22 protein-coding genes are annotated in these 22,407 nt (G+C 63.7%); 6 read left to right on the top strand and 16 right to left on the bottom strand.

The features are described 5' to 3' along the window. Positions 1-6 precede the first annotated feature (6 nt). The gene (locus tag ACNEOT_RS07010; protein WP_415973178.1) at positions 7-675 is read left to right on the top strand and encodes a GntR family transcriptional regulator; all 669 of its coding nucleotides are present in this window, start codon (positions 7-9) and stop codon (positions 673-675) included. Between the two features lie 9 nt (positions 676-684). Here the strand turns inward: ACNEOT_RS07010 and ACNEOT_RS07005 are convergent, their stop codons facing one another. Then, on the bottom strand, positions 685-1,608 hold the full coding sequence (locus tag ACNEOT_RS07005; protein WP_415973177.1) for an ABC transporter substrate-binding protein: 924 nt from the start codon (positions 1,606-1,608) through the stop codon (positions 685-687). 91 nt (positions 1,609-1,699) lie between these two features. Between ACNEOT_RS07005 and ACNEOT_RS07000 the strand changes: the two genes are divergently transcribed. Both ACNEOT_RS07000 and ACNEOT_RS06995 read left to right on the top strand, forming a co-directional pair. Continuing rightward, positions 1,700-2,260: a carboxymuconolactone decarboxylase family protein gene (locus tag ACNEOT_RS07000; protein WP_415973176.1), complete on the top strand. Its 561-nt coding sequence runs from the start codon at positions 1,700-1,702 to the stop codon at positions 2,258-2,260. Continuing rightward, positions 2,257-3,021 carry a class I SAM-dependent methyltransferase gene (locus ACNEOT_RS06995; RefSeq protein WP_415973175.1) on the top strand — a complete coding sequence of 255 codons (765 nt, stop codon included), beginning with the start codon at positions 2,257-2,259 and terminating at the stop codon, positions 3,019-3,021. The genes ACNEOT_RS07000 and ACNEOT_RS06995 overlap by 4 nt, the downstream gene beginning before the upstream one ends. 3 nt (positions 3,022-3,024) lie before the next feature. Here ACNEOT_RS06995 and ACNEOT_RS06990 read toward each other — a convergent pair whose 3' ends face one another. Genes ACNEOT_RS06990 through ACNEOT_RS06950 form a run of 9 tightly spaced genes read right to left on the bottom strand, consistent with a single transcriptional unit; the run spans position 3,025 to position 11,512 of the window. Continuing rightward, complete coding sequence (locus ACNEOT_RS06990) at positions 3,025-3,606, bottom strand: hypothetical protein (protein WP_415973174.1); 582 nt, start codon at positions 3,604-3,606, stop codon at positions 3,025-3,027. Between the two features lie 45 nt (positions 3,607-3,651). Then, entirely contained in the window at positions 3,652-4,596 is a 945-nt protein-coding gene (locus tag ACNEOT_RS06985; protein ID WP_415973173.1) for an MlaD family protein, read from the bottom strand. Beyond that, the gene (locus ACNEOT_RS06980) at positions 4,593-5,618 is read right to left on the bottom strand and encodes an MlaD family protein (protein ID WP_415973172.1); all 1,026 of its coding nucleotides are present in this window, start codon (positions 5,616-5,618) and stop codon (positions 4,593-4,595) included. The genes ACNEOT_RS06985 and ACNEOT_RS06980 overlap by 4 nt, the downstream gene beginning before the upstream one ends. Then, a complete protein-coding gene (locus tag ACNEOT_RS06975) occupies positions 5,615-6,742 on the bottom strand; it encodes an MCE family protein (protein ID WP_415973171.1) in 1,128 nt (375 codons plus the stop codon). Before ACNEOT_RS06975 ends, ACNEOT_RS06980 begins: the two co-directional genes overlap by 4 nt. After that, positions 6,742-7,749, bottom strand: a complete 1,008-nt coding sequence (locus ACNEOT_RS06970) for an MlaD family protein (protein ID WP_415973170.1) — start codon at positions 7,747-7,749, stop codon at positions 6,742-6,744. The genes ACNEOT_RS06975 and ACNEOT_RS06970 overlap by 1 nt, the downstream gene beginning before the upstream one ends. Before the next feature lie 26 nt (positions 7,750-7,775). Further along, on the bottom strand, positions 7,776-8,780 hold the full coding sequence (locus tag ACNEOT_RS06965) for an MCE family protein (protein ID WP_415973169.1): 1,005 nt from the start codon (positions 8,778-8,780) through the stop codon (positions 7,776-7,778). Further along, positions 8,777-9,817: an MlaD family protein gene (locus ACNEOT_RS06960; RefSeq protein WP_415973168.1), complete on the bottom strand. Its 1,041-nt coding sequence runs from the start codon at positions 9,815-9,817 to the stop codon at positions 8,777-8,779. Before ACNEOT_RS06960 ends, ACNEOT_RS06965 begins: the two co-directional genes overlap by 4 nt. A 2-nt stretch (positions 9,818-9,819) precedes the next feature. Beyond that, positions 9,820-10,683, bottom strand: coding sequence for an MlaE family ABC transporter permease (locus ACNEOT_RS06955; protein WP_415973687.1), 864 nt, complete (start codon positions 10,681-10,683; stop codon positions 9,820-9,822). A gap of 13 nt (positions 10,684-10,696) precedes the next feature. Next, positions 10,697-11,512, bottom strand: coding sequence for an MlaE family ABC transporter permease (locus ACNEOT_RS06950; RefSeq protein WP_415973167.1), 816 nt, complete (start codon positions 11,510-11,512; stop codon positions 10,697-10,699). A gap of 209 nt (positions 11,513-11,721) precedes the next feature. Here ACNEOT_RS06950 and ACNEOT_RS06945 point away from each other — a divergent pair, with 209 nt between their 5' ends. Next, positions 11,722-12,771 carry a M48 family metallopeptidase gene (locus ACNEOT_RS06945; RefSeq protein WP_415973166.1) on the top strand — a complete coding sequence of 350 codons (1,050 nt, stop codon included), beginning with the start codon at positions 11,722-11,724 and terminating at the stop codon, positions 12,769-12,771. A gap of 70 nt (positions 12,772-12,841) precedes the next feature. On the opposite strand, the gene lpdA is transcribed toward ACNEOT_RS06945, so the two are convergent. After that, entirely contained in the window at positions 12,842-14,257 is a 1,416-nt protein-coding gene (gene lpdA, locus ACNEOT_RS06940; protein WP_415973165.1) for a dihydrolipoyl dehydrogenase, read from the bottom strand. Between the two features lie 115 nt (positions 14,258-14,372). Between lpdA and ACNEOT_RS06935 the strand changes: the two genes are divergently transcribed. After that, on the top strand, positions 14,373-16,442 hold the full coding sequence (locus tag ACNEOT_RS06935; RefSeq protein ID WP_415973164.1) for a prolyl oligopeptidase family serine peptidase: 2,070 nt from the start codon (positions 14,373-14,375) through the stop codon (positions 16,440-16,442). A gap of 3 nt (positions 16,443-16,445) precedes the next feature. Here ACNEOT_RS06935 and ACNEOT_RS06930 read toward each other — a convergent pair whose 3' ends face one another. From ACNEOT_RS06930 to ppk2, 3 genes are all read right to left on the bottom strand, one after another. Continuing rightward, complete coding sequence (locus ACNEOT_RS06930; protein ID WP_415973686.1) at positions 16,446-17,414, bottom strand: alpha/beta hydrolase; 969 nt, start codon at positions 17,412-17,414, stop codon at positions 16,446-16,448. Between the two features lie 225 nt (positions 17,415-17,639). After that, entirely contained in the window at positions 17,640-18,473 is an 834-nt protein-coding gene (locus ACNEOT_RS06925; protein WP_415973163.1) for an alpha/beta fold hydrolase, read from the bottom strand. 680 nt (positions 18,474-19,153) lie between these two features. Further along, entirely contained in the window at positions 19,154-20,098 is a 945-nt protein-coding gene (gene ppk2 / locus ACNEOT_RS06920; RefSeq protein WP_415973684.1) for a polyphosphate kinase 2, read from the bottom strand. Positions 20,099-20,394: 296 nt separating this feature from the next. Here ppk2 and ACNEOT_RS06915 point away from each other — a divergent pair, with 296 nt between their 5' ends. Beyond that, positions 20,395-20,598 (top strand): PspC domain-containing protein, encoded by a 204-nt coding sequence (locus tag ACNEOT_RS06915; protein WP_415973162.1) that lies wholly within the window; start codon positions 20,395-20,397, stop codon positions 20,596-20,598. 60 nt (positions 20,599-20,658) lie between these two features. On the opposite strand, the gene ACNEOT_RS06910 is transcribed toward ACNEOT_RS06915, so the two are convergent. Beyond that, positions 20,659-20,811 carry a hypothetical protein gene (locus ACNEOT_RS06910; protein WP_317802350.1) on the bottom strand — a complete coding sequence of 51 codons (153 nt, stop codon included), beginning with the start codon at positions 20,809-20,811 and terminating at the stop codon, positions 20,659-20,661. Positions 20,812-20,940: 129 nt separating this feature from the next. Continuing rightward, positions 20,941-22,347: a glucose-6-phosphate dehydrogenase gene (locus ACNEOT_RS06905; RefSeq protein ID WP_415973161.1), complete on the bottom strand. Its 1,407-nt coding sequence runs from the start codon at positions 22,345-22,347 to the stop codon at positions 20,941-20,943. Between the last annotated feature and the right edge of the window lie 60 nt (positions 22,348-22,407).

Raw genomic sequence — 22,407 nt, 5'->3', positions numbered from 1 at the left:
CACATCGTGCCGCGCAACGACCTTCGCCAGAAGGTCTACTCGTCACTGCGCCGAGATCTGATCTCCGGTGCCATCAGCTCCACGGAACGGCTCGGCGAGGAGCGTCTCGCCGAGCTGTACGGCGTCTCGCGCACTCCGGTGCGTGAGGCGCTCGCTCGATTGCAGGCCGACGGCCTCGTCACCCGAGACGAGGCCGGGTTGCACGCGTACCGCCCACGGCTCGGCGATCTGCCCGATCTCTACGAGCTGCGCTCCACCCTCGAGGCCCGCGGCATCGCTCGCTCGATGTCCCATCCCGTCGATCGCGCGTCGTTGTCGAACTTGTTGGACACCTGGATCGGACTGCGGGCAAACCCACCGGACACCACCGACGATCTGGTGTCTCTCGACGAGAATTTCCACGTCACACTGTTGGACGCGTCGGGCAACGCCGCTCTGACCGAGGCCCTGTGCACCGTGAACGCCAAGGTGCGCCCGGTACGGATCCTCGGCGGACTCGACGCTGCAGCCGTGGTCTCGGCAATCGAACAGCACATCGAGATCGTCGAGCGAGTTCTGGCCGGGACCTTGGATGCGGCTCTCGAACTGCTTCTGACACACATCGATTCTTCCCGCGATCGAGTGGTCGAGCGGGCGCAGCAGGCTGCGGCACTGGCCGACGCGGTTCGGATCTGAGCTTTCGGTCTACTGCGAAAGAATGCGATCGATGTCGTCGAGCACCGTCTGCCCACCCTTGGGCCCGACGCCGGTGATCCAGTAGGACAGATCCACCGCATGCGGATTCGGCAGCACGGCAGCGTTGGCGGTGATCGATTCCGGGATCGCGGCAGGGTCCGACGGGTCGGTGGCAGTGACGAGAATCAGATCCGCCGCCGCCTGAGCCGCCAGTTCGGGTGAGAGGTCCACCGAGATCTCGTCGGCCCACTCGGGCCTCGGCGGCGTGGTGAAGCCCGCGCATTCGAGGGTGCTCCCGGCGAACGAGGACGGCCCGTACAAGGTCAATTCACCGCTGCGGGGCCGAATGAGCTGCGCTGTCTTGCCTGCAGTTCCGAACTTCTCGGCTATCTCGGCGCACCGATCGTCGTACGCGGTGAGCAGTTCCTCCGCCTTCGCCTCCCTGCCGAGAATGCGCCCGACGAACCGGACACTGTCACGCCACGGATCGGACTGGGAGGCGATGAACACCGTCGGCGCAATGGCGGAAAGTTGGTCGTAGTACTCGGCATGCCGAGTCTCGGTGCCCAGAATGAGGTCGGGTTGCAGGGCCGCGATGTCCTCGACGGTCGGCTCGGCAACCGTGCCGACGGTCGCAATGTTCGCGGCCTCCGTGCCGAGATACGACGGCACGCCGCTCGCCTCGCTGAGCACCGTGGTTCCGACGGGCACTACGCCGAGGGCGACCGAGGTGTCGAGCTCGACCGGCTCGAGGGTGACGACGCGCAGCGGCGATTCGGGAACCTCCACCTCTCCTCGGACGGTGTCGATGGATCGCGTCGCGCCGGCCGCACTGTCGGCGGTCGAGTCGGTGGACGAACACGCCGCCGCAGTCACGCCGAGGGCGGCGACGACGAGGGCGAGAGCCGTGATGCGGGCATGGAACTTCGTCAAGGGTCCTCCGAGGGGAAATTGTGCACGATCCCAAAAAGGTTAGCCTACCCTTCAGCTACTCGGTGACGCATGGCCGAGCAGTCGGTACGGTGTGACTGTGACCACTCCACGCATTCCGTCCGGCACCGCAAGAACACTCGGGCCCATCAACTGGGCAATCTGCAAGGTGATCGCCAAGGGTGCAGGTGTGCCCAACCCCCACCTCTTCACCACCTTGGGGCGCACCGGCGGTCTGTACCGGGCGTGGCTGTTCTACAGCGGCCATCTGATGCCGGGCGGGCGTATCTCGCGCAAGGAATCCGAGATGGTGATCCTTCGAGTGGCGCACCTGCGTGATTCCGCGTACGAAATGGACCATCACATCAGGCTCGGCAAGCGGGCGGGCATCGACCGGGATCTACTCGAGCTGATCGAGACCGGACCCGACGCACCGGGACTGTCGACGCGATACCGGACCATCCTGACCGCCGTCGACGAACTCATCGACACCAAGATCCTCTCCGACGCGACCTGGGCCGAACTCGCCACCCAGTTCGACGAGCGGCGACTCATCGAATTCGTTCTCCTCGTCACCCAATACGACGGCCTGGCAACAACTCTCGCAACGCTGCGCGTCGAGCGGGACTACGGCGAACGCCCGCCGCGCCCGTGAGCGAGTCAGCCGAAACCGCGCTGCACCACGCGCTCGCCATGATCGAGCCGGCGACGCTGCGCGGGCTGGCGCGCACCGATGGCGGCTACGTCGAACTGCTACCGGACGTGCCCGCACCGAACCCGTCGCCGGCCAGTATCGCGATGAACAACCGCGTGGTGGCAGCGATCTACGAAAGACTGTGGCGGCCGTTCGGGGTGTCCATGATGGGTATTGCGGGCATGTCGATGGCGGCCGAGCGCGCCAAAGCCGTTGCCGACCTACGATTGCACGGCCCCCAGCGCGTGCTCGACGTCGCCTGCGGCCCCGGCAACTTCACGAAGTTTCTCTCCGAGAATCTCACCGGCGACGGCCTCGCCGTCGGGTTCGACATCTCCGAGGCCATGATCGCCCGCGCCGTTCGGGACAACCGCGGGCCCCGGGCCGCGTACGTACGTGGAGACGCCGCCCACCTGCCGTATTCGGACGGCGCTTTCGATGCCGTGTGCTGTTACGCCGCACTGTATCTCGTTCCGAAGCCCATGACAGTGCTGAACGAATTGATTCGCGTCGTCCGCCCGGGTGGACGCATCGCGATCATGACCAGCTGCGAGCCTCGTCCGGCCCCGCTGGGCACCATCGTCGGCTTCGGAACCGGTCTGGCGGGCGTACGGATGTTTCCGAAGAACCTGTTCGTCGATGTGTTCGAGGCGTCAGGACTGACCGAGATTCAGCAAGACGTCCGCGGACTGGCCCAGTTCGTCAGCGCCACCAAGGAATAAACCTCAGCTCTTGGGGCCGTAGTCGTCGACGATCCAGCGACCGTCGTGGTCGGAGACGGTGACGGCGAGGATGTTGGCCACCGAGCCGCCGTCCGGTGTCTGTAGATTTCGGGTCTGCTGCTGCGCGTACACCGAGATCTTGTACACCCCGTCCACCTCGGAATCGACTGCTGCCGAAAGTGCTTCACCCGATGCGACCACCTGCGACTCGGTCATGATCGCGGTCAGTGCGTCCTTCACTCCGTCGTACCGCTCCTGCAGTGGTTGCGCTGCACCGTCTTTGACGCCTGCGAAGAATGCGTCGAGGTTGTTGTAGTCGTAGGTGAGCGATCTGGTGGTGTAGTCCTTGGCGGTGTTCAACGCGATCTGCCGGTCGGTCTCCTGCTGCCGCTGCGCGTCCAGGTCGCTGGAGGCGGAGTGCCACAGGAAGCCGAACACCACGGCCGCGACAAGGGCGAGTACGGCAACGACTGCCGCGATGATCGTGGCCGTCGGCCGACTGGACGTGCTCGGCGCTTGGACGGCCTGGGCTGGGACCGCCGAAGCATCGGTGTCGAGTTCCTGGGCGGGCGCGGTATCGGTCATGGGGGGGTCACTCCACTGTTGTTCGGAAGGGGTCGGAGAATCGGGTCAGTTCGGGATGGTCACGGCAACTCGCGCGGGTCCCCCCTCGGGGAAGATCCCGCCGAGCATGTCGATGATTTTTCCCGCGTCCACCCGCAACGGCTTGATGGGTGCCGTGTACGGCTTCAGCAGCGTCGCGATCAGTGCCAGGTCGGGGGACGTGGGGGTCAGGTAGCTGTCGATCTTGGTGATGAGCGGACCGATCGGGTCGTCCCAGACATCGGAGGCGACGTACGAGTACTGCTCGAAGGCCTGCAACAGACTGGCGACACCTTGCCCGGTCGAACCGACCCACGGACCGGCGTCGCTGAGAACCGGCCCGTAGCCGTACGCCTTTCTGCCGAGTTCCTGAGCGTTGTCGTACAGGTGCCGAATCTCTTCACTTTTGTCTCGCAACGTGAGAGCAAGCAGCCGGAACGTGGCCACGAGGTTGTCGATGTCCGGGTCGCGGCCTTGCACCGCAGTGTTCGCCGTGTCCGCGAGTCCGGCGAGTGCACCGGTGTCGATCTGCGCCACCAGCGCATCGACCTTGCCCAGAGTGTCGCTGACCGTGGCCGATACGAGCGTTCGATCCATCGGAATCACCGAGCCGTCGTGCAGAAAAGGTGCGCCTGCACGGCGGGGACGGATGTCGAGATACTGCTCCCCCACGACCGACAGATTGGCGACGATGACCTCCGAATCGACCGGAATGTCATGGCGTGCATCGAGTCTCAAGGTCACGTCGAGTCCGTCCGCGGTGACGGCGATGTCGTCGACCTTACCGATCTCCATTCCCCGCGAGGTCACCTGAGAGGTCTCCATCAGGCCTCCCGAGGACGCCAGTTCCACTGTGACGGTGTTGTACTCACGACGCGGGTCCATGCCGAGTACTCCGACGCTGAGGTAGCCGATTCCGGCAAGTGTGAGCACCAACAGGGCGACGAGCGAGAACACGGTCGACGGCTTCATCGCACGATCCCGATGGAACGCAGGACGCCGATCATCTCGTCGGCTCTGACCGTCGGATCCGGTGAGCCCTGCGCCTCGACCGAACGAATTGCGATGTTCGGTGTCGTCGAGAAGAAGGGTACGAGGCGTTCGCGTAGCAGGGTGTTCACCTTCTCTGCATTCATCGGCACGGTGGTGTCGGCCGAGGAAATGGTCATGATGGCGGGCAGGATGATTCCGATCGCACCGCTCAGTTCCTGGTAGGGCGGACCGAGAACGTCGCCGACGTTCTGTGACATGTAGCCGAGGGCGAAGATCAGCCGGACGACGCTGAAGAGCACCTCCGAGAGCCCCTGCGCTCGGGACGGACCGAGGTCGAGCACCCTGGTGAGCCCGTCCTCCTGCGCGACGATGGTATTCGAAACGCCCTCTGCAGCAGCGAGTATCCGATCGATGTCCGCGGTGTTGGCCCCCAGGTCGGTGATTGCGGCACGGGCCGCGATGTTCACCCGATCGAACACCTGCGGATCCTGAGGTACCGCTGCGTTGAAGTTGTTCACCGCTTCCTGCAGTTCCACCACGTGTCCACCGGTCACCACATTGGACAGTCCGCGCAGGACGTCCTCGACGTTGTCCGCAGGCACGGTCCGTTCCAGCGGAATGACGTCGCCGTCTTCCAATTCCCCTGCACTCGCGTCGTTCTCGGGAGGCTGGAGCGAGATGTAGATCTCGCCCAGAATGGTGCTCTGCCTGAGCTCGGCGATCGTTGTCTTCGGCAGGCGAACATCGGCCGACAGATCGACCGTGGCCACTGCCCTGTCGTCGACGAGAGTCACGTAGTCCAGGACTCCGGCATCGACACCGTCCACGATGACCTTCGCCTTGGCCGGCAGATTGAGCACACTCGCGAACTCGATGTCCACGGTGTACTTGTCCCCGTCGACGTAGCTTCCGGGAATGGGCAGGTCGGCCGGGTTCGCACTGCAGCCGGCGATCAGCAGCGCGGTCACCAGAAGTGCCGCGGCAGGTCCTTTTCGATTCATCGCCATCCCGCCGATCCGAGTATCAACTGCACCAGTCCGACATCGATGACGTCGCCGCGCTGCTGGTCGGCCGAGCAGGTGGGCCGATACTTGTTGATCAGGGCGCAGATCTCGTTGGGAGAATTGGTGTCGATCTCGAATTGCGGTGGGTGGTAGGTCAATCGGCCCGCCTGCACATCCTGGTCGTACAGCGTCACCAGCGAATCGCTCACGGTGGGAACCTGCTCGAGGATGTCCTTGATGTCTCCGATGCGGCCGAGTCCCACATCCACGATGGGGATCAACTGATCGAGGAAGCCGTAGATCTTGTCGCCGTACTTGTCGAGTTGACGGGCGAGGACTGGAATGAAGTCGACCGTCAACCCCACGGCCCCACTGAACGCGGTGGTGAATTCGGTGAGCGTGATCATGCCGGCCTTCAGGTTGTCCAGAAGCTTCGCGACGTCGGGCCAGTTGACTGCGAACACGTTCACGAGCTTGTCGATGTTGTCGATCAGGCGACGTACCGTCGCGTCCCGATCGGTGGGTTCACCCACCAGTGTCGACAGCTGCGCGATGGCCGAGTTCAGTTGTGGGCCCGAGCCGTCGAGGGCACCGTCCACCGAGCGAAGCGCATTACCGAGAATCTCGGGACGCTTGCCGTCCGCGTCGGCAGGCCCCAACAGATCGGTGGCCAACTTCGAGACGGCATCGAACGTCTCGCTCACCCCGAGCGGTGTGCGAGTGCGCTCCAGCGGAATGCACTGCGCCCGATCGAACTCCGGCCCACCGCTGTAGGGCTCGGTGAACTCCACGTGCCTGTCGGTGACGATCGAACTGGACAGCGTCACCGCTCCGACATCGGCCGGAAGCGTGACGTTCTGGTCCACGTCCATCGTCACCAGGACACCGTCGGGCACGCTGTCGTCGGTGGCGATGGACGTCACCGTGCCGACATCGACACCGAGCATCTTGACCGAGTTGCCCTCGTAGAGACCCACCGTGTCACCGAACTGCGCACAGACACTCGACGTTCGGCTCGCGATGTCGATGACACCGCTGGCCGACGCCACCGTGGTGGTCAGTGCGACCACGGCCACGAACGACGCGCCGACGATCACCGTGCGCTTCCATTGCCCAGCCATCAGCACGCCTTTCCCGGAAGTGGAATGCACACGCTCGGTCCTGTGACGACGCTCTGCGACTGATCGATGACCGGTCCGTTCGCGTCCGTGTGGGCGACGAGTGCGGCGAGTTGATCGGATGCGGTCTTGATCTGCGTCAGTGCCGCATCGAAGTCGCCGAACTGAGCGAAGACCTTCTGCACGATCTCTTCGAGTTGCACCACGGACGGCTCGACGCCTTCGGCATAGGCCATCAAAGGACGGTGGAACAACAGGAACAACCGGCGTTGGAGATCGAATGCACTGACCACATCGGTTCGCTTGTCGCCGAAGCCTTTCGTCAACGTTCCCAGCTGCCGCACCAACTCGTCGAGCATCAGCTGATCCGAGGACAGTGCTGCGGTGTACTCGTCCGAGACGGCCAGCCCTCGTTCGAGTTGATCCGACCGTTGTGCGATCAGATCGGTGAGTTCGGTGAGGTTGTCGACCACTCGTCGAGTCGATTCGGGCTGAACGGTCAGAGCCTCGTCCACCTCGGCTACGGTCGCGCGCAGGGTGGCTCCGTCGATGTCACGAACCAACGGGGTCACTTCTTCGAGTGTGTCCGACAGGTCGAACGGAGTCTTGGTTCGTTCCTTCGGAATCGGTGTGTCACCGAGCGGCGAGTCGCCGCCCGACTCCAGCTTGACGTAGTGCCCACCGATCGGAGTGAGCAATTGCACCGAGAGACTGGAGGTGTCGCCGACGAACACGTCGTGATCCACCCCGAACGTGACGTCGACGTGGTCGCCCGCGAGAGCGACTGTGCGCACCGACCCGACAGCGATGCCTGCGATCCTGATCTCATCGCCTGCCGCGACACCACCTGAGGAGCCGAAGTGCGCGAGGTACGTCTTCTCACCGAACGGCACCGCGTAGACCGCACCGGCCGCAGCCAGTAGAACGACGACGACAGCCGCGCCGACCACTCCCCAGACCAGGTGTCTGCGGTTCTCGGACTGCTCGTCACGAACGCCCCTACGAATCACGGGTTCACGCGATCTCGTCTTCCCCTTCACCGGCACACCACCAACTTCTGATTGCCGAGAACGATCTGCCCGATCCCCGGAATGTCCTGTTGCCCTCGACTGCACGTGTACGTCTGCCCTGGAGCCGGGATGCTCTGATTCAGGCCGGTCAGCAACGACGGGGCGAGAGCCAAGATCTCGGTGACCTGATCGGTCTGCGGAATCAGCCGCCGGAGCATGCCGTCCACCGGGGCGTATCCCTGGTCGTAGGCGTCCCGCAATCCCTCTGCGAGCCCGACCAACGGGCCCAGCCCGTAGTTGGCCTGGTCGAGAGACGACAGCACGTGCTCCATCTCGGTGCTCAACCGCGAGACCAGAGACGTCAGCTGTTCGACGAGACTGGCCACCGAGGTGGACTTTCCGCTGATCGTCGACGAGATCTGCCCGAGATTGTCGATCAACAGGGCGATGATCGCCTCGCGTTGGGTGGCGAAGGTGGTGATCGTGTCGATGTCTTTCAACACCGGCGCTATCCCGCTACCGTCGCCTTGCACCATGCGAAGGATGTTCTCCGCGAACAGGTTCAGCTGATCGGTGTCGAGGGTGTCGAAGATCGGTCGAAATCCGTTGAACAGTTCGGAGATGTCGAACGAGGGCACGGTGTTCTCGAGCGCGATCGTCGACCCGGCGGGGAGTACTCGGCCGGAATCGGAACCGGTCTGGACCAATTCGACATACCGCTGACCGAGCAGGTTCTGGTAGCGAACGGCTGCCTGCGTCGTCTCGTACACCGACCGCGACGACTCGACCTCCAACGACACCGTTGCCTCGGATCCGTCGAGCTCGATCGACTCCACCTTGCCGATCTGCACTCCGGACATGCGTACGTCGTCGCCCTCGTACAGACCCGACACGTCGTCGAACGTTGCTGTGTACTCGGCCTTCTCGCCGCCCACCGGCGTTCGCAACGCGGCCACGATCACGTACGCGCACAGCGCTGTCACCACCGTGAACACCGCCAGCTTCACGACGGTTCCGCCCACCTTGATCACCGGTCCCCCTGGCTTTCGTAGGCGGCCACTGCGCTCGCAATGTTCGGCATCGTGGCCACGATGACGTCGAGTTGCAGCTGCGGCGCACCGTCGACCGACGGGAAGGCATCGGAGATGCCGTCGATGACCGTCGGTACTCGGTCGTATGCCGGGGCGAGAGTGCCGAGCGAGGCAGCGATCGGCACCAGCAGGTCGAGTGTGGTCGAGAGCAACTTCGTCAGGTTCGGGTTGTTCGTCTCGAGCATCTTGCCCAGCGGATACAACAGCTGGTTGCTCAGGCCGTCGATGGCGTCGAGGGTGCGGGTGCGGTTGTCCATCGGTTCGTAGTAGGCGCTGTTGTCCACCACGCCCACCACGAGATCGAGCAACGGTGGCACCAGATCGTCGAGCCCCTGCCCCAGTTCGCCGCCGCGATGCAGTTTGAGCGAGAGCGGATCGATCTGATTCTCGGTGAGCATGCGCGCAGTGTCGAAGTAGGGCTTCAGGTTGTCCGACACATCCGACGAGATTCGCGCCAGTAGGTCGGTCAGGTGCTGCACCTGGTCCGAATCGAGTACCTCGGTCAATGCCGCCACTCGCCGAAAGACGCTGGTGACAGTGACATTGGTGCTGTCGGGAGCGATGGTGAGCGTCGAATTCTCGGCCAGTGCGCCGCCGGTGCCGTCCGAGATCAGCTCGATGGCCGTCGAACCGAAGATGTTCGAAGACGTGAACTGCGCCTGCAACGTATCGGTCAGCTCGCTCGATTGCGCACCGTCGATGGACAATTCGATTCTCTGACGACCGAACCCCAGGGTCTCGATCTCGTCGACGGTGCCGATCGCCAGACCTCTGAACTTGACCTCGGCTCCGGGAGAAAGCCCGTCTCCGACGGTTGCCGCATCGATGGTCAACGCGAACTTCGACTCGAAGTATCCCCTCGCGTAGGCGGTGAGCAACACCGCAACGACAGCGAGGACCGCGATCACGACGATCCCGCGCGTTCTGAGCGTTGCCGGCCCGGCCGACCGGCCGGACAGATCCTCGAACACTGCCATCTCTACCCCGAAATCCTTATGCCCGAGTCGAATCCCCACAGCACGATGGTCATGATCATGTCCAGGACGACGACCGCGATCAGACTCGCGCGAATGGCCCGTCCCGATGCGCGGCCGACGCCTTCCGGCCCGCCGGACGCGTAATACCCCTGATATCCGTGGATCAGGATGATCGTGATGACGAAGATCGTCGCTTTGAGCAGCGACCACACGACGTCCATCGGCTGCAGGAAGGTGGTGAAGTAGTGGTCGTACGTGCCCGAGGACTGATCGTTGAACACACCTACCACCACCTGACATGCGACGTAACTGAGGATCAGCGTCAACAGGTACAGCGGAACGATGGTGATGATGCCCGCGATCACTCGGGTGGTGACCACGAACGGAATGGAACGAATGCCCTGGGCCTCGAGCGCATCGATCTCCTCGGAGATGCGCATCGCCCCGATCTCCGCCGTCATGCGGCAACCGGCCTGCGCGGCGAAACCGATGGCCGCGACCATCGGTGCCAACTCACGGGTGCTGGCATAGGCGGAGACGAAGCCGGTGAGCGGCTCCATACCCACCATTCCGAGCGTGTTGAATCCCTCGATTCCGATGGAGGCACCCACCGCGATACCCAGCACGACGAGAACCGACACCGTGCCACCGCCGACCACGAGAGCTCCACTGCCCCAAGCGATATCACTGAGGATCAGCATCATCTGCCTGCGGTACGTACGGATGGTGTGCGGAATCGCGGCAACTACCTGCAGGCAGAACGTGAGTTGATGACCGAGCGACTCCAGAATCGACCCCGGGACGCGGCCGATGCGGCGGACGTAGCGGACGGTGCCGTGCGGCGCGTGGCGCGACGGTGTTGCCATCATCTCGGTTCCCCTATCCCAGCTTCTGCGGCATGAACATGGCAACCAACTGAGTGATGACCACGTTGACCGTGAAGGCCGAGATCACTCCGATGACGACAGCGGCGTTGACGGCATTGGCCACACCGCGGGGTCCGTCCACTGCTGCGAAGCCGCGTTGGCAGGCGACGATGACGACGATGACACCGAAGATCTCGGTCTTGACCAAGGCGACCACCAAGTCGCCTATGGAGGCGAAGGATGCGAACGACGCGATGTAACTGCCCGGAGTACCACCCTGGAACCCGACATTGATCGTGTACCCGGCGGCGATACCCATGAAGATGATCAGAATGCACAGCAGCGGTGCCACGAACAGAATCGCTGCCAGTCGCGGCACCACGAGGCGTCGGACCGGGTCGATACCCATCGTCTTCATGGCGTCGATCTCGTCACGGATCGTGCGAGAGCCCAGGTCCGCTGCGATGGCCGATCCGGCGGCACCGCCGAGCAGCAAGGCAGCGACGATCGGGGCACCCTGCCGGATCACACCGAGACCACCCGCTGCTCCTGCGATGGAGGTGGCGCCGACCTGGTCGGTCAACGAACCGACCTGGACCGAGACGATGACGCCGAACGGAATGGACACCAGGATGGCCGGAAGAGCAGTGACGGTGACGACGAACCAGGCCTGATCGACGGAGTCGCGCCACGGATGGCGCAGTCGAATGCTGTCGCCGATCAGATGAACGAAGGCGTCCAACGCCAGCTCGAGCGCGCGTCCGAAGGTCCTGAATCCGACCAACACACGCGATCGTCCGACATCGACGATGTTCGACCGGATGGCCACGCGCGCTCACTCCCCCCATCACGACGCCGAGCCCCCTCGGTGCGTCGATTCGGGAAATTATCAGCTGGCCGAAGCGCAGGTGACGTTTTCCTCACTTACCGAGCTATGAGTAATCACAGAGTTCTCGGGGGCAGTATGAGGTTCGGGTTCGGACCACCCGCCCCGCTTTACTGATACTTTAATTTTTCATCGACTGCTGGGAGAACAGATTGACCACCCCTCCGGATCGCACCCGCATCGAATTTCCCGACATCTCCTCTCGCACGTGGGAGCACCCGTCGGACCGAGCCGCCCTGGTCACCTTGCGCACCCTCAAAGGTTTCGACACCGTCCTGCGCACGCTGTCGGGGCTGCTGCGTGAACGGCAGCATCGACTGATGTACCTCGCCACGGCGGTACGCGTCGACGAACGGCAGTTCAAGGACCTCGACGACTTACGCAACGACTGCGTGAAGATTCTCGGCGCAGAGGAGACACCCGAGCTCTTCGTGGTCCAGTCGCCGATGGTCAACGCGTTCACCATCGGAATGGACCGTCCGTTCATCGTTCTGACGACCGGCATGCTCGACATGATGACCTACGAGGAGCAACGCTTCGTCGTGGGTCACGAACTCGGCCACGCACTGTCCGGTCATGCGGTCTACCGCACCGTTCTCATGCATTTGATGCGCCTCGCAGGCACGGTCGGCTGGGTTCCGGTGGGCGGCTGGGCCCTACGCGCCGTCATCGCAGGACTGATGGAATGGCAGCGCAAGTCCGAATTATCCGGCGACAGAGCAGGTTTGCTGTGCGGGCAGGATGTGCACACCGCGATCCGCGTGCAGCTCAAGTTGGCGGGCGGCGCACGCATCAGTGAAATAGACGTCGACGCCTTCCTCGCTCAGGCCGCCGAGTACGAGGCCAGTGGGGATCTGCGCGACGGCGTTCTCAAGCTGCTCAATCTCGAACTTCTCTCGCACCCGTTCTCGGTGCTGCGTGCCGCCGAGCTGAAGAAGTGGGTCGACAGCGGCGAGTACGCGGCGGTACTGCGAGGCGACTACCCGCGCAGGTCCACCGATCACGAGGCCAAGGTGTCGGAGGAGTTCCGCAACGCGGCGCGCACGTACAAGAACAACTTCGACACCTCCGAGGACCCGCTGATCAAGACGGTTCGCGACATCGGGAGCGGCTTCACCGGAGCCGTCGACGCCGTCGGTAACGGAATCGGCGACGTGGCGTCGGACATCAAGGGCAGATTCGATCACTGGCGGAAGTCGTAGCCTGCACAACGACGAAGAACGGCGGCGACCACCGAAGTGGTCGCCGCCGTTTCTCGTTCTACGGCTGAGATCAGAAGTTGATCATGTGGCCCGCGAGGCCGTGGATCGCTTCCTGCAGTGCCTCCGACAGCGTCGGGTGCGTGTGGACGTTGCGTGCCAGCTCGTTGACCGTGAGGTCCCACTTCTGGGCCAGGGTCAGCTCGGGCAGCAGCTCGGACACGTCCGGCCCGATGAGGTGTCCACCGAGCAGTTCGCCGTGCTCGGTGTCGGCGATGAGCTTGACGAAGCCGGTGGCGTCGCCCAGTCCGTGCGCCTTGCCGTTGGCGGCGAACGGGAAGTTCGCGACCTTGATGTCCGAACCTCGTGCCTGCGCTTCTTCGCGGGCCTGGTCCTCGGTGAGGCCGAAGCTGGCCACCTGGGGCTGACAGAACGTCGCGCGCGGCATCATGCGGTAGTCGTCGATCGGCAATGTCTCTGCGCCGCCGATGGTTTCGGCGGCCACGACGGCCTGTGCCTCGGCCACGTGGGCGAGCTGGAGCTTGGCCGTGACGTCGCCGATGGCGTAGATGTGCGGGACGTTGGTCTGCATGGTGTTCGTGATGCCGATGGCACCGCGATCGGTGAGCTCTACGCCGGTCTTCTCCAGGCCGAATCCTTCGACGCGGGGGGCGAAACCGACGGACTGCATCACCTTGTCGACGGTGAAGGTCTCGCTCTCACCGGACTTGTTGTGCTTGATCTCGACGGTGACCTTGCTGCCGTCGTCGTCGATGCTCTGCACGCCTGCGCCGGTGATGACCTTGACGCCGAGCTTCTTGTACTGCTTCTCGATTTCCTTCGAGACGTCCTTGTCCTCGTTCGGGAGCGCGCGATCGAGGTACTCGACGATGGTGACGTCCACGCCGTAATTCTTGAGCACGTAGCCGAACTCCATGCCGATGGCACCGGCACCGACGATGAGAATCGAACCCGGCAGATCCTTGGTCATGATCTGCTCTTCGTACGTGACGACGTTCTTGCTCAGTTCGGTTCCGGGCAGCAGTTTGGTGGTGCTGCCGGTCGCGATGATCGCGTTGTCGAACGTGATCGTCTCGGTGCCACCCTTGGTCAGCTCGACCTCGATGGTGTTGGCATCGGTGAACGTGCCCTTGCCGTCGTACTCGGGGATCTTGTTCTTCTTCATCAGGAAGTGGATGCCCTTGACGCGTCCGTCGGCAACCTTGCGGCTGCGATCGAACGCTGCACCGAAGTCGAAGGAGGCTTCGCCCGAGATGCCGAACAGCTTCGCCTCTTTGGTGAAGAGGTGCGCCAGCTCGGCGTTACGGAGAAGTGCCTTCGAGGGGATGCAGCCGACGTTGAGGCACACACCGCCCCAGTACTTCTTCTCGATGATGGCAGTGCTGAGTCCGAGTTGTGCCGCGCGGATAGCAGCGACGTACCCACCGGGACCGGCTCCGAGGACAACGACGTCATAGTGTGAGGTCACGAGACCCGAGAGTAGTCGTGCGGCCCGACGCTGTCTCGACCTGGTCTTCGTTACCAGCCGGTAGCCACCCGAGTGCTGACCACCCTCGCGGCCCGAGTGCTGCTAGAACTGTGGAATGGCAATCTCGGACGACCCGTATCTCTGGCTCGAAGACGTCACCGGCGAGGCTGCCCTGGCGTGGGTGCGCGAGAGGAACGACGTGACGATCGAGTCGCTGAGCGGCACGGATTTCGATGCCACCGAGGCGAGCATCCGCGAGATTCTCGACACCGATGCCCGCATTCCCTATGCCCGTCGCCGGGGTCGGTTCCTGTACAACTTCTGGCGCGACGCAGAACACGTCCGCGGTGTGTGGCGACGGACGACGATGGACGAGTACCGAACCGAAAGTCCGGCGTGGGACGTGTTGCTCGATCTCGATGCCCTGGCCACGAGCGAGGACGAGAACTGGGTGTGGGGCGGTGCGCAGGTGCTGCGTCCCGATCAGCGGCTGGCTCTGGTGACCCTTTCCCGCGGCGGGGCCGACGCGACGGTGGTCCGTGAATTCGATCTCGACTCCCGTACCTTTCGCGCGCCGGAGGACGGCGGCTTTTCGCTACCCGAGGCCAAGACCGACATCGGCTGGATCGATGCCGACACCGTCTTCGTCGGAACGGATGTCGGGCCGGGTTCGCTGACCGAATCGGGCTATCCGCGGATCGCCAAGCGGTGGCAGCGCGGTACCCCATTGGCTGACGCCGACACCGTGTACGAGGGGCAAGCGCAGGATATTTCGATCTCGGCCTGGCACGATCGCACACCTGGGTTCGAGCGCGATTTCGTCCAGCGCGCCACCGACTTCTACAACTCCGAGACCTATCTCCTCGACGGCTCCGAGTTGATCCGGATCCCGACGCCGACCGATGCGTCGACCTCGGTGCACGAGAACTGGTTGCTGGTGCGCACGATGACACCGTGGACTGTCGGCGACACGACCCATCCGGCAGGCGCGCTGCTCGCAGCGGACTTCGACCAATTCATGTCCGGGGCAACCTCTCTCACCGCCCTCTTCACTCCGGATGCGCACACCTCGCTGCACCAGTACGCCTGGACCCGGAACCACCTGCTGCTGGTGACCCTGCAGGATGTGCGCACCGAGCTTCACGTCCTCACCCCCCGTGCGCGTTTTGCGTACCTGGAAGGACGCAAAACGCGCACGACGAGCTGGGACAGCTCCACCGTCGACGGACTGTCGGACCTGACGTCGACCGAGATCATCGGCACCGATGCCGAGGAGAACGGCGACGAGTTCTTCCTGTCCTCCTCCGGCTATCTCACCCCGGCGACATTGCTGGTGGGCACGGTGGGGGCCGAACTCGAGATCCTCAAGCAGGCGCCGGCATTCTTCGACTCCGACGGTATGACGGTGGAGCAATTCTTCGCCCGGTCGGACGACGGAACGCAGATCCCCTACTTCGTCGTCCGCCGCGCCGACGCCGGACCGGGCCCGACGCTGCTTTACGGCTACGGCGGCTTCGAGATCTCGATGACGCCCGGCTACAGCGGAGCCACGGGACGGGCGTGGCTCGAACGAGGGGGCACCTACGTCGTCGCCAACATCCGCGGCGGCGGTGAGTACGGGCCGTCCTGGCACACCCAGGTTCTGCGTGCCGGGCGTCACCTGGTGCACGAGGACTTCGCCGCTGTCGCAAGCGATCTCGTCACCCGGGGCATCACCACCACCGAACAGCTGGCTGCTCAGGGCGGTAGCAACGGCGGGTTGCTGATGGGCATCATGGTGACGAAGTACCCGGAACTGTTCGGCGCGTTGGTATGTCAGGTTCCCCTGTTGGACATGAGGCGGTACCACCTGCTGCTCGCGGGCGCGTCGTGGGTGGCCGAGTACGGCAACCCCGACGATCCGGCCGAGTGGGATTTCATCTCGCAGTACTCCCCGTATCAGAATGTCGTGGCCGCATCCGAGCGTGAGTACCCGCCGATTCTCATCGCCACGTCGACGCGGGACGATCGCGTCCATCCCGGACATGCGCGCAAGATGGCCGCGCTGCTGGCCGAGCTCGGCCACGACGTGAGCTACTACGAGAACATCGAAGGCGGGCACGGCGGGGCGTCGGACAACGCGCAGTTGGCGTTCAAGACTGCGTTGACCTACGAGTTTCTGTGGCGGCACCTCGCCGGCAACTGACGATCAAGCAGCGAGGGCGTCCTCGAACATCGGCCACGACGCGTGCAGGTCGTCCTGCCAGTAGCCCCACGAATGGGTGCCGCGCTCCCGCAGTTCGAAGTGGGCAGGGATGCCGAGATGCTCGAGGGCCGTCTCGAGCCTGCGCGTGCAATCTCCGGTAGCCACCTCGATCGCACCGCCCACGACCATCTGGTTGAGCAACACGAAACCGGGTCCGTTGGGATTGGTCCCGTCGAAGGTGTCCGACGCTCCGGCGAGCCCGCTGCCGTTGGAGATGTACAGCGCTGTGCCACGGAGCTTTTCGGCATTGAGCACCGCGTCGTTGCGAACCCAGTCGAGATGATCGTCCGGTCCCCACATGTTCGTCACGTTCGCGCCGACGGCCATGGACACGACAGTCTTGACGTATGCCCGCCCCAACGCGTCGGTCGTCGACGCGCAGCCGCTGTAGGAGCCGACAGCGCGGTACAACCCCGGGTGGTGCGCCGCCAGGTTCAGAACCGAGGTCGCGGCCATCGAGATGCCCGCAATGGCGTTGCGGCCGTTGGTGTCCAACAGATCGTCGATGAGCGGGGGCAGTTCCTCGACCAGGAACGTCTCCCACTTGTTGCGGCCGAGCACGGGATCATCGGTCTGCCAATCCGTGTAGTACGAATAGGCACCTCCGACCGGTGTGACCACGTTGACGTTCTTGTCCGCGAAGAACGACACGACGTCGGTCTGGGTGTACCAGTCCATTCCATCGATTCCGCCACCTGCGCCGTTCAGCAGGTACAGGGTGGGGCGAGGAACGGACCGATCCGGTGATCGCAGGATCTTCAGCGGAATCGTCCGATCCATCGCGGCGGAGTGGACGAAGGCCGTCATTGCGGCGCCGTCCGTGACCTCGGTGCGCACCACGTACGACCCCGTCGGTGCGGACACCGGCTCGGCCGGGGCCGCAGAAGCGAGCGGTGGTGCGACCACTGCCATGCAGGCCGCCACACACCCGACGAACACTCTGCGCAGTGCAGGTGCCCGGAAGCTCTGCACCCCACCTCCGATTCGACGAACCGTCTCCCCCAGGTCGTTCACAGTCGTGCTCGCTATCCTCGTCACACAATTATTGGTACGAGGGACTTTCTACACCAAAACCTACCGAGAGTATGTGTGAACGGACGAAAACAAGTCGAATACCCGTGGATGAATCTAAGCCGGTCAGCGGTGAATCCACTCTGCAACGAGGTCGGCGACGGCTGTGGGGTTACGAATCCACCCGTTGTGTCCGAGCGGCTCGTCGACGTGCTCGGACGTGACTTCGGCACGGGCAAGTTTGCGGACGAGGTTGTCCATCGACCCACGGGGAGCGAGGTCGTCGCCTTCGATGGTCACCGCCAGCACCGGCAGTGTCAGCCGCCCCATACGTTCCTCGTAGTCCATGTCGGCTCCCGCCGGCTCGATCGATCCGGTTCGCGCGAACCTCGACCAATCGTCGATCAGAACCCTCGACTGACGGCCGAAGCCGCCGATGCCGATCCGATCCCCCGGCCAGAACCCGGCGATGCTGCTGGTGATCGCCATCGCCGCCGCGCCCACGTACAGCGGTACGCCACGGGTCGTGCCGAAACCGCGGTGATACGGCGATCCCGACGCCACCAGGATCAATCCGCCCAGCCTGCCCCTGATGCGGGCGGCGTACATCGAGCCGAGCTGCCCGCCCATGCTGTGCCCGAGCAGATACGGTGTCGTCGCCGGGAATTGCTCGCGGACCACCTCGAAGATCGCCGGAAAGTCCACCGAGACCAGTTCCTGATACCCGTACCGACTCGCCGAGCTCGGCTTCGGCACGCTGTCGCCCTGTCCACGCAGGTCGCCGATCGCGGCATGGAAGCCACGCGCGACGAGCGCCTCGGCGAACAGTCGGTAGTAGCCACCGGAAATGCCGAGGCCGGGTAGAACGACGATCACGGGTGCATCGTCACGCCCCTCGCCGGGAAACAACGACACCGGCACCGTCGAACCGTCGGGCATCTGGATGGGAACGGTCTGCATCCGGCAACCCTATTGATGCGCGTCTACAGCACTCCCCGCGGGAGGCTTCGAACGAACGAATGACCGGCCACCCGCGACAGGGCGGGCACCGGTCATTCGAGAAGGGGCGGGGGCGTCTCTAGTCTGCGGAGGAGCTGCCACCCGAGAAGAGCTGGAGGAGGATAGCGAGGAGGTCACCGAGTTCAGCGGACATGCGAAATGCTCCTTTTTAGAGGGGTGTGCAGATCGAAAGTGACGGGCGTCACTCGATTTCCTCTGCAAGAAGATTTCTACCTCAGACGGCCCCGCTGTACATACGAAAAAGAGAGTAAAAGTCGAAAAGCTTGGTGTGACAGAACAAAACGGCGACGGAGCCGAGATGTCGCGGCCGCCCCCGACTGCGACCGCGACCACTTCGGACGACTAAGCGGCGCTACCCGACGTCAGCACGCCGACGATCTGATCGACGATCGCGTCGACGATGCCGTCGTAGACGCCGGAAGCGATGTCGGAAAAGAACTGTGCTGCTGAACCCATGAGAACTCCTGTTGCTCGTGTGCACGTACGGCCGTAGGTGGTACGGCCTCACTCGTTCCTACCGCACGCTCGTGGCCGGTGCATCACCGGCATACCAACTCGCGACGTCGAAGACGTAGTACCGCAACGATTTATCGGACGTGTTACCGATTCCGCGGCCAGAACTATTCGCCGATCACATCTTTCGCGCGACCGACGAGCAGCGGGTCGGTTTCACCGACGATTTCGGCGTCCTTGTTCGCGTAGTCGAATTTGTTGAGCACGAAGCGCATCGCGTTGATTCGCGCTCTCTTCTTGTCGTTGCTCTTGACGATCGTCCACGGTGCCACATCGGTGTCGGTGGCCCGAAAGTTCTCTTCCTTCGCCGCGGTGTACGCGTCCCATTTGTCCAGCGAGGCAAGGTCCATCGGGGAGAGCTTCCATTGCCGCACCGGATCGACCTGCCGGATGGCGAAGCGGGTGCGCTGCTCGTGCTGCGACACCGAGAACCAGAACTTGGTCAAGCTGATGCCCTCGTCCACCAGCATCTGCTCGAACAGGGGAGCCTGGCGGACGAACTGGGCGTGCTGCTCATCGGTGCAGAAGCCCATGACCCGCTCGACTCCCGCACGGTTGTACCAGGACCTGTCGAACATCACGATCTCCCCGGCTGCGGGCAGATGCGCGATGTAGCGCTGGAAGTACCATTCCGTGGATTCCCGAGCGGACGGCTTCTCCAGAGCGACGACACTGGCCCCGCGGGGATTGAGGTGTTCCATGAAACGCTTGATCGTGCCGCCCTTACCGGCGGCATCGCGGCCCTCGAAGATGATGACGTGGCGTCGTCCGGTCTCCTTGGTCCACATCTGCAGCTTGAGGAGTTCGATCTGCAGGAGGCGCTTCTCGAGTTCGTACTCCGCCCGCGTCATGCGCTCGTCGTACGGGTAGTTCTCGCGCCAGGTGTCGACGATGTGGCCGTCGGGAACAGTCAACAGTACCGGATCGTCGTCGTCGGAGTCGTCGACAGCGAAGCCCGACGTGTCGGCAAGATCCACGGCTGTGGTGATGTCGAGCAAGTCGCTCAGGTTGGTGCGAGCAGCCGTGCCGTTGCGGAGATCGTTGTCGGTCATGCGCCGAAAGTTAGTGCTCACCGGTGACCAATCCATGGCGATTCGGTGAACACCCGATGCTTCCGGTTTTCGACGGGCGTTCCCGGTCCGCAAGGGGGACGGGCCGGGCCGCACCTTCTCGGGCACTCGCCGAACATGTGCGACCGTAGCGTTCGTCGAAGCCGTAGGTCCAGGGGTCGGCTCGGAAAAGTCGACGATCTTACTTCGAGCGTCGATTTCGGACCGTTCGATTGTCGGGGTGGATATGGGTGAAATCCCTGATGTGCCGAAAGGCGTTGCTGATGCAGACTTTTCACATGACATTCGAGAGCGGTTCCCCCAGAGAGTTCACCCGGTCGAGTTCGCAGAAGATGATCGGAGGTGTATGTGGCGGCGTCGCAGAGTATTTCGGCTGGGACGCCAACATCGTCCGACTCGCGACCGTGGCCGGCACGGTCCTGACCGGCGGCACCGTCGTGCTGATCTACCTCGCGGCAATGATGTTGATGCCGCTCCGGTGACGGCCCGGAACACGACGAAGCCCCGGACCTGCCGTGGCGGGCCCGGGGCTCGGTGGTCGACTACTCGGCGACGCTGGAAAGCCCTTCGGCACTTCCGGTGAAGAGTTCGGTGATCGCGTCGGAGATGCCGGCGGCGATTCCGTCGGTGATGATTCCGCCGATGCCGCCTTCAGCGCCGCCGCCGAGCAGAGTACCGAGAAGTTCGAGGAACATGAGAGGGATTCCTTCCGGAGAAACGTCGAGGCCCGAGGTCGAAGGTTCGATCGGGCGGCAGAAATATAGCGCGCCCGTTCTGTCCGATCCGTCGTTTCGCCGAAAAAGTCCTGCGGCCGGTTTGTCGAGCTATTCCGCGCCTGTGATCAACCAGCCGCATGGTGCTGCGAGGTCCTCGGCCTCGACCGGTCCCATCGAACCGGGCGCGTAGGGCTTCACCTCGGGCGGATCGCTCAGCAAAGGCGCGGCGACGTCCCACACATGGGCCAGGCCGTCGGGTCGGGTGAACAGTGATCGGTCTCCGTTGAGCACGTCGAGAATCAAACGCGCGTACGGGCTCAGCGGCTCGGCGTCGGGCACCGACTTCAGCGGCAACGCCAGATGCCCCACCGACAGATCGAAGTCCGGTCCCGGCTCCTTGACCGTCATCGCGAGGTCGATGCTGCCGTCACCGGAGAGATCGAACGTCAAGACGGCACCATCCTCCGGCAGCTCGCCCAGCGGACTGTCGGCCGGTTTGCGGAACACCAACGACACCCGCTGATGGCTGACGCCCAACATCTTTCCGGTGCGCAGCAGAAACGGAACCCCACGCCAACGGTCGGTGTCCACCCACAACTTCGCCGCCACGAACGTATCGACCTTCGAATTCTCGGCCACACCCTCGACGTCGCGATACCCGTCGTACTGACCGAGAACCACCTCGGCGGTGTCGAGCGGCCGGAACTGCCCGATCACCGTCTCGCGGGCCGACTGCAGATCCTCGGGCTTCAGCGACGCGGGCGGCTCCATCGCGACCTCGGCGGCAACCTGGAACAGGTGGGTGACGAGCATGTCCAGCACGGCGCCGGTGGCGTCGTAGAACTCGGCGCGGTCGTCGATATCGAGCGTCTCGGGGACGTCGATCTGCACCTGCGCCACGTGCTCGGAGTTCCAGATGCCGCTGATCATGCCGTTGGCGAACCGCAGCACGTGCAGGTTCTGCGTCGCCTCCTTACCGAGGAAATGGTCGATGCGATAGACCTGAGCTTCCTCGACCACCTCGTGCACGGCTTTGTCGAGTTCCTCGAAATTGCTCTGCGAGGTGCCGAAAGGCTTTTCGTAGACAACCCGGGAGCCCTCGGCGAGATCGTGTGCGCCGAGGGCCTTCGTGTAATCGACGAAGGTGCTCGGCGGCAATGCGATGTAGTGCACCAACTGGGCGTCGTCGCCGATACCCTTCTTCGCATCGGCGACGACCTCGGGCAACTTGCCGGGATCGTCGACGGTGAAGCCGTTGCCCGCGAAGCGGATTCGCTCCGAGAACGCCGACCAGTCATCCTCGGCCACGTTCTCGGCGAACTCGTCGAGCACGCTGCGCACGTGACCGCGGAACTCGTCGTCGGACGAGTCCTTGCGGCCGTTGCCGATCAGCACCCATTCCTCGGGCAACAGACCTTCGAGGTGAAGTTGGTAGAACGACGGAAGAACCATTCGCTTGGCCAGGTCTCCGGTCGCGCCGAACAGGACGAATACAGTGGGTTTCGAGGACGCCATGCCTCCACTATGCACCGCACGGTTTTCGAGTGCACAGTGCCGACGAGGTGAGGGTGCACG

The sequence above is a fragment of the Rhodococcus sp. 077-4 genome, from assembly GCF_047782425.1.
GTDB lineage: Bacteria > Actinomycetota > Actinomycetes > Mycobacteriales > Mycobacteriaceae > Rhodococcoides.
The sequence above is the reverse complement of the archived record's forward strand: the minus strand, read 5'-3'. Positions and strand labels throughout refer to the sequence as shown.

Excerpts from the sequence above, each read along its gene's own strand:
- ACNEOT_RS06930 (WP_415973686.1), bottom strand. The coding sequence starts at position 17,414 with ATGGCAGTGGTCGCACCACCGCTCGCTTCTGCGGCCCCGGCCGAGCCG.
- ACNEOT_RS06960 (WP_415973168.1), bottom strand. The coding sequence starts at position 9,817 with ATGGCAGTGTTCGAGGATCTGTCCGGCCGGTCGGCCGGGCCGGCAACG.
- ACNEOT_RS06985 (WP_415973173.1), bottom strand. The coding sequence starts at position 4,596 with ATGAAGCCGTCGACCGTGTTCTCGCTCGTCGCCCTGTTGGTGCTCACA.
- ACNEOT_RS06990 (WP_415973174.1), bottom strand. The coding sequence starts at position 3,606 with ATGACCGATACCGCGCCCGCCCAGGAACTCGACACCGATGCTTCGGCG.
- ACNEOT_RS06910 (WP_317802350.1), bottom strand. The coding sequence starts at position 20,811 with ATGTTCCTCGAACTTCTCGGTACTCTGCTCGGCGGCGGCGCTGAAGGC.
- ACNEOT_RS06955 (WP_415973687.1), bottom strand. The coding sequence starts at position 10,683 with ATGGCAACACCGTCGCGCCACGCGCCGCACGGCACCGTCCGCTACGTC.
- ACNEOT_RS06905 (WP_415973161.1), bottom strand. The coding sequence starts at position 22,347 with ATGGCGTCCTCGAAACCCACTGTATTCGTCCTGTTCGGCGCGACCGGA.
- ACNEOT_RS06925 (WP_415973163.1), bottom strand. The coding sequence starts at position 18,473 with ATGCAGACCGTTCCCATCCAGATGCCCGACGGTTCGACGGTGCCGGTG.
- ACNEOT_RS06980 (WP_415973172.1), bottom strand. The coding sequence starts at position 5,618 with ATGAATCGAAAAGGACCTGCCGCGGCACTTCTGGTGACCGCGCTGCTG.
- ACNEOT_RS06915 (WP_415973162.1), top strand. The coding sequence starts at position 20,395 with ATGACATTCGAGAGCGGTTCCCCCAGAGAGTTCACCCGGTCGAGTTCG.
- ACNEOT_RS06935 (WP_415973164.1), top strand. The coding sequence starts at position 14,373 with ATGGCAATCTCGGACGACCCGTATCTCTGGCTCGAAGACGTCACCGGC.
- ppk2 (WP_415973684.1), bottom strand. The coding sequence starts at position 20,098 with ATGACCGACAACGATCTCCGCAACGGCACGGCTGCTCGCACCAACCTG.
- ACNEOT_RS06975 (WP_415973171.1), bottom strand. The coding sequence starts at position 6,742 with ATGGCTGGGCAATGGAAGCGCACGGTGATCGTCGGCGCGTCGTTCGTG.